The organism is Pseudomonas sp. KB_15, from assembly GCF_052114525.1.
In the GTDB taxonomy this organism is placed as follows: Bacteria; Pseudomonadota; Gammaproteobacteria; order Pseudomonadales; family Pseudomonadaceae; genus Aquipseudomonas.
The window spans coordinates 141,264-147,554 of record NZ_JBFREX010000006.1 but is presented as its reverse complement, the minus strand read 5'-3'; the positions used below and the strand labels follow the sequence as shown (position 1 = coordinate 147,554).

8 protein-coding genes are annotated in these 6,291 nt (G+C 61.7%); all 8 read right to left on the bottom strand.

Features of this window, described 5'->3' with window-relative positions:
- Positions 1-248 precede the first annotated feature (248 nt).
- The 8 genes from AB4Z35_RS10080 to AB4Z35_RS10045 are packed head-to-tail and all read right to left on the bottom strand — an operon-like array spanning position 249 to position 6,242.
- Positions 249-656, bottom strand: coding sequence for a hypothetical protein (locus tag AB4Z35_RS10080; protein WP_008000415.1), 408 nt, complete (start codon positions 654-656; stop codon positions 249-251).
- Positions 657-671: 15 nt separating this feature from the next.
- Complete coding sequence (ccmI, locus tag AB4Z35_RS10075) at positions 672-1,874, bottom strand: c-type cytochrome biogenesis protein CcmI (protein ID WP_442096871.1); 1,203 nt, start codon at positions 1,872-1,874, stop codon at positions 672-674.
- On the bottom strand, positions 1,867-2,340 hold the full coding sequence (locus tag AB4Z35_RS10070; RefSeq protein ID WP_442096870.1) for a cytochrome c-type biogenesis protein: 474 nt from the start codon (positions 2,338-2,340) through the stop codon (positions 1,867-1,869). The genes ccmI and AB4Z35_RS10070 overlap by 8 nt, the downstream gene beginning before the upstream one ends.
- Positions 2,337-2,873 (bottom strand): DsbE family thiol:disulfide interchange protein, encoded by a 537-nt coding sequence (locus AB4Z35_RS10065; protein ID WP_442096869.1) that lies wholly within the window; start codon positions 2,871-2,873, stop codon positions 2,337-2,339. The genes AB4Z35_RS10070 and AB4Z35_RS10065 overlap by 4 nt, the downstream gene beginning before the upstream one ends.
- Positions 2,870-4,858, bottom strand: coding sequence for a heme lyase CcmF/NrfE family subunit (locus AB4Z35_RS10060; RefSeq protein WP_442096868.1), 1,989 nt, complete (start codon positions 4,856-4,858; stop codon positions 2,870-2,872). The genes AB4Z35_RS10065 and AB4Z35_RS10060 overlap by 4 nt, the downstream gene beginning before the upstream one ends.
- 3 nt (positions 4,859-4,861) lie before the next feature.
- Positions 4,862-5,317: a cytochrome c maturation protein CcmE gene (ccmE, locus tag AB4Z35_RS10055; protein ID WP_008000405.1), complete on the bottom strand. Its 456-nt coding sequence runs from the start codon at positions 5,315-5,317 to the stop codon at positions 4,862-4,864.
- Positions 5,314-5,490, bottom strand: coding sequence for a heme exporter protein CcmD (gene ccmD / locus AB4Z35_RS10050; protein WP_007983322.1), 177 nt, complete (start codon positions 5,488-5,490; stop codon positions 5,314-5,316). Before ccmD ends, ccmE begins: the two co-directional genes overlap by 4 nt.
- On the bottom strand, positions 5,487-6,242 hold the full coding sequence (locus AB4Z35_RS10045; RefSeq protein WP_008000403.1) for a heme ABC transporter permease: 756 nt from the start codon (positions 6,240-6,242) through the stop codon (positions 5,487-5,489). The genes ccmD and AB4Z35_RS10045 overlap by 4 nt, the downstream gene beginning before the upstream one ends.
- Positions 6,243-6,291: the final 49 nt, after the last annotated feature.

The following is a 6,291-nucleotide window of genomic DNA, read 5'->3' as shown; positions in this document are numbered from 1 at the left end:
GCCGTACGTCAGGGGCGAGCGTTTTTTTGCTTACTTTTTTTAGGCGCTTGTAAAAAAAGTGAGTCGCCGTAAGGGCGAAACCATCAGCCGCCGTTACCGAAGAAACGGATATGTACACCCGTAAAAATCCACGCCGCCTGACACACCGCCTTCGCGAGCAAGCCCGCTCCCACAGGGGTCAGCAGTGAGCCGCCAATCACATTCCAGAGCAGGCACAAAAAAGGCGACCCGAAGGTCGCCTTAGTGCGTTACTGCCCGAATTGCCGTCCCAGGCCACCCGGTACACCGTGAATGTCCGTCTCTTCCCACGGCCCGTTCGGACCAATCGACCGGCTCCAGCCGTTATCCCAGCGGTAATAGGTACGCTGGCGATAAAAGGTATTGGGCTGGTCATCGAGCACATAGACCCCAAGCTTCGGATCCCAATGGCTGTTGCCCCCCGGTGGCGGCGCAAAGCTGGCCGATGTGCGGGGCAACGGTTTGGCAGGTTTCGCCGGAATGCCCGGTTTAACCGGTGTGGGTGAAGTCGATGGCGTGGGGCTGGGCTGCGACGGCGGGAACGGTGGTGGTGCCGGATGTTCCGTTGGTTGCTGGACCGCACAAGCGCTTAACCCCATAACGACGCTGAGCAGGGTGATACGAGCGAATGCGGTCATGATTGCGTTTTCCTGTTATTTGTCCGGGCTGTCGATGGTCAGTGTTTGCGGCGCGGTGGTGCTGCTGGCCAGGGGCTGGCTGCGACCGATCCATTCGCCGGCGGTCGGTTTGCCGGCACGGGAAATGCGCGCAACCAGTTGGACTTCAGGGAAGTTCGACAGTTTCAATTGCGGCATCATCGCGTCGGCATCGCCCAGTTCGACGGTCACCGGCAGGTCGGCCACGGTCATGCGCTTGACCGCCAGCGGGGCCGGAGGACCGGAGATCGCACGGGCGAAGATGAACACGCTGTCGCCAGGCTGGACCTTGGTTTTGAGGTCTGCGGCCAGATCGACGCTGACCTTGAGCAACGCCGAGGCCTTGGCCGCCGGTGCTTGCGCAACCTTGCCGCCACTGGCCACCAGTTTCTCCGTGGCCCGGGAAATCCCGCCTTGCAGCGCCTCGCGGGACTTGTCGTCCGGCGGCAACTGCGCCAACAGGCGATTCCAGTAATCGATGGCGTCCTGATAACGCTCGCCTTCAAACGCGGCAATGCCGAGCAAGCCAAGGCTGGTGACTTCTTTCGGATCGGCCTTGAGCGCTTCGTCGGTCAGGGCCTGGACCTTATCCGACCACTTCTTGCCATCGGCGAAGTACTGGGCCTGGGCCCATTGACCGAGCAGCTCGGGCTGACGACCGGCCACGCTCACCGTGCGTTCGAACATCTTCGCCGCGTCCGCCGGGCGATCCTGAGCCATGTAGGTGCGACCGAGGAAGTACATGCCTTCAGCGGATTCCGGCTGAGCGGCGACCACGCGCTCCAGGCGCCGGGTCATCTCTTCCATCGACTTGGGTGCCTGGGAGAATTCACGGGTCAGTTCGACCTTGTCGCTGGCGCCGTAATGCATGTACAGCCCCAGGCCCAGCATCGGCACCAGGACGGCCGCCAGCAACGGCAAGGGTTTGCCAAGTCGCGACACTCGCGGCGCCTCGACGCCTTCGGTATCCGCCAGCAACTCACGGGCAGCTTCGGCGCGACCGGCGTCCATTTGCGTCGCATCGAGCACGCCCTCTTCCTGCTGAGTCTGCAACTCAGCCACGCGTTCCTGATAAAGCGCGACGTTCAGGGCGGTACGATCCTCTTCGCGCTGGGCACGACGACTGCGCAGAACGGGGATCAACAGAAAACTCAGGGCAACCAGAAGCAGCAGACCTGCAGCGAGCCAGAAATCAATCATTCTTGGTTTTATCCAACAAGTGGTCGAGGCGCGAGCGCTCCTCGGGAGAAAGCTCATCCCGGGTGCCGGCGCGTTGCACGCGACGACGGCGAACGATCACCGCGATGATCACGACACCGCCCAGCAGCAGGCCGGCGGGGCCGAACCAGAGCAAAGCGGTCTTGGCGTTCAGGGCGGGCTTGTAGCGGACGAAGTCACCGTAGCGGTCGACCATGAAGTCGATGATCTGCTGGTTGTCCTTGCCCTCGCCGAGCATGCGAAAAATCTCTTTGCGCAGGTCGGCGGCAATCGGTGCGTTGGAATCGGCGATGTCCTGATTCTGGCACTTGGGGCAACGCAGCTCCTTGGTCAGCTCGCGAAAACGCTCGCGATCACCTTCCTTGGCGAACTCGTAGGTGTCGATGGCCGCGTGGGCCACGCCAGCCAGGCTCAAGCCCAGGACAATGGTAGCGATCCAGCGTTTCATGGCTTGGCCTCGTCGACCAGCGCCTGGTACTTGGCCGCCAGTTTTTCGCGCCAGACCTGCTCGTCGATCACGCCGACGAACTTGTCGCGGATGATCCCCTTGGCATCGATGAAGAAGGTTTCCGGCGCGCCGTACACGCCGAGATTCAGGCCCAGCGAGCCTGCGTCGTCACGAATATCCAGAACATAGGGGTTGTGGAAGTCCGTCAGCCACTTCAAGGCATCGGTGTTGATGTCCTTGTAGTTGATGCCATAGATCACCACGCCCTGCTGGGCCAGCTTGTTCAGCACCGGGTGCTCGACCCGGCAGGAAATGCACCAGGTGCCCCAGACGTTGACCAGCGCCGGCTTGCCGAGAATGTCCGCCTTGGTCAGGGTCTTGTCGCCCTGCACCGCCGGCAGGGAAAACTCCGGGAACGGCTTGTTGATCATGGCCGAAGGCAGCTCGGCCGGATCCAGGTACAACCCACGGTAAAGAAACACAGCAACCACCAGAAAAATCGCCAGTGGCAACAACATCAACCAACGCTTCATGCAGTGGCTCCCGACATGCCCAGTGCTTCGCGCACGCGGCTTTTCACCTTGACCCGATAACGCCGATCCAGCGCCGCCAGCAACCCGCCGAAGCCGGTCAGCAAACCGCCGAACCAGATCCAGCGCACAAACGGTTTGACGTGCACGCGCACAGCCCAGGCGCCGTTGCCCAGTGGTTCACCGAGGGCGACATAGAGGTCGCGGGTGAAACCGGCGTCGATGCCTGCTTCGGTCATCACCGAGTTCTGCACGGTATAGAGGCGTTTTTCCGGGTGCAGCACGCTGACTTCCTTACCGCCCTTGATCACCCGCACGGTGCCCTTGTCGGAGGTGAAGTTCGGGCCTTCGAAGTGTTTGGCGCCTTCAAAGACGAACTGATAGCCGCCCAGGTCCATGGATTCACCCGGTGCCAGGCGCAGGTCCCGCTCGGCACTGTTCTGGCTCGACAGCACGACACCCAGCGCACACACGGCAATGCCCAGGTGCGCGATCTGCATGCCCCAGTAGCTGCGGGTCAGGGTCGGCAGGCCCTTGATCAGGCCTTTGTGACGGGTCTTGTCGAAGATGTCACGCACACCGGCCAGCAACACCCAGGCGGCGAGCATGAAGGTCGCGAGCACCGCCCAGTTGAAATCGCCGTAGGCGACACCGGCCACCACGGACATGGCTGCGCTACCGAGCAATACCGGGGTGAGCATGCTCACCAGCCACTTCACCGGGGTGTCTTTCCAGCGCACGATCATACCGACCGCCATCACTACCATCAGCAACGCCATCAACGGAATGAACAGCGCATTGAAGTACGGCGGGCCGACTGACAGCTTGGCACCGGTCATGGCGTCCAGAATCAATGGGTACAAGGTGCCGAGCAGGATCATCGAGGCGGCCACCACCAGCACCAGGTTGTTGCCCAGCAGCAGGGTTTCCCGGGACCAGAGGTTAAAGCCTACCTGGCTCTTGACCACCGGCGCGCGCAGGGCGAACAGCGTCAGCGAACCACCGACCACGAACAGCAGGAAAATCAGGATGAACACGCCGCGCTCCGGATCGGACGCAAAGGCGTGCACCGAGGTCAGCACGCCGGAGCGCACGAGGAACGTCCCCAGCAGGCTCAACGAAAACGCAGCGATGGCCAGCAACACGGTCCAGCTCTTGAACACGCCACGTTTTTCCGTGACCGCCAACGAGTGAATCAGCGCGGTGYCCACCAGCCATGGCATGAACGAGGCGTTTTCCACCGGGTCCCAGAACCACCAGCCGCCCCAGCCGAGTTCGTAGTACGCCCACCACGAACCGAGGGTGATGCCGATGCCGAGGAACGCCCATGCGACGATGGTCCACGGACGCGACCAACGTGCCCACGCGGCATCCAGGCGACCGCCCATCAGCGCGGCGATGGCGAAGGCGAAGGCCACCGAGAAACCGACGTAGCCCATGTACAGCATCGGCGGGTGAACGATCAGGCCGATGTCTTGCAGCAACGGATTAAGATCGGCGCCGTCGCTGGGCACTTGCGGCAGGATGCGTTTGAACGGGTTGGAGGTCATGATCAGGAACAGCAGGAAACCGGTGCTGATCATTCCCATCACCGCCAGCACGCGGGCCAGCATGACCTGCGGCAATTGCCGGGAAAACACCGACACCGCGAAGGTCCAGCCGCCGAGAATCAAGGCCCACAACAGCAAGGAACCTTCGTGGGCACCCCACACGGCGCTGAACTTGTAGTACCACGGCAATGCGCTGTTGGAGTTGTTGGCCACATATGCCACGGAGAAATCGTCGACCATGAAGGCGTAGGTCAGGCAACCGAAGGCAAACACCAGAAAGGTGAACTGTCCCCACGCGGCCGGCTGGGCCAGGCTCATCCACAGGCGGTCACCGCGCCAGGCACCGAACAGCGGCACCACAGCCTGGGCCAGGGCGAAGCACAGGGCCAGAATCATCGCCAGGTGGCCAAGCTCGGGAATAAAAATGCCGGATGTCATGGATCAACCCTCCTTCGCGGGCGTTGGAGCCGATTGACCGCTGTCTTTCAACGCCTTGGTCACTTCCGGCGGCATGTACTTCTCATCGTGCTTGGCCAGCACTTCATCGGCCACCACCACGCCATCGGCATTGAGCTTGCCCAGGGCGACGATGCCCTGCCCTTCACGGAACAGGTCCGGCAGGATGCCGCGATAGGTGATGGTCACGGATTTATTAAAGTCGGTGACGACGAATTTCACATCCAGGGAGTCGCTGGAACGCTCCAGCGAGCCCTTCTCGACCATGCCACCGGCGCGAATGCGCGTGTCTTGTGGCGCTTCGCCGTTGGCAATCTGGGTCGGTGTGTAAAACAGATTGATGTTCTGCTGCAGGGCGCTCAGGGCCAGGCCGACGGCAGCGCCGACCCCGACCAGGATCGCGAGAATGATGGTAAGACGCTTTTTGCGCAGCGGATTCACTTGCCGTTCTCCCGGCGCAGACGACGCGCCTCTTGTTGCAGATACCGCTTGCGGGCCAGGATCGGCGCCGCCACGTTGAGGGCCAACACCGTCAGGCAGATGCCATAGGCTGACCAGACATACAGGCCATGATGACCCATGGCGATGAAGTCGCCGAATGAAGCAAAACTCATCGAGCGACCTCCAGGCTGTTTTCCACTTCGGCTTTGACCCAACTGGCCCGGGCTTCGCGCTTGAGCACTTCAAGACGCATGCGCAGCAGCAGGACCGCGCCGAAGAAACAGTAGAAACCCAATACCGTCAGCAGAAGTGGCAGCCACATCTCGGCAGGCATTGCCGGTTTTTCGGTGAGGGTGAAGGTCGCGCCCTGGTGCAGGGTGTTCCACCACTCCACCGAGTACTTGATGATCGGGATATTGATCACGCCGACGATCGCCAGCACCGCACAGGCCTTGGCCGCGCTGTCACGATTGCTGATCGCGTTGCCCAATGCAATGAGACCGAAGTACAGGAAAAGCAGGATAAGCATGGACGTGAGGCGTGCATCCCAGACCCACCACGAGCCCCAGGTCGGCTTGCCCCAGATCGCCCCTGTGACCAGCGCTACGGCGGTCATCCAGGCGCCAATCGGTGCGGCGCATTGCAGGGCGACGTCGGCCAGTTTCATCTTCCATACCAGCCCGACGATGCCGCACACGGCCAGCATCACGTAGATAGACTGCGCCAGCATGGCGGCCGGAACGTGGATATAGATGATGCGGAAGCTGTTGCCCTGCTGGTAGTCCGGCGGTGCGAAGGCCAGGCCCCAGACCACGCCAACGCTGATCAGCAGCAACGCCGCGACGCTCAGCCAGGGCAGCATTTTGCCGCTGATGCCGTAAAACCATTTGGGCGAGCCGAGCTTGTGAAACCACGTCCAGTTCATACTRTTTCCATCACGGTTGCTCTTTACTGTGAAGAGCCTGGGTCTTTAC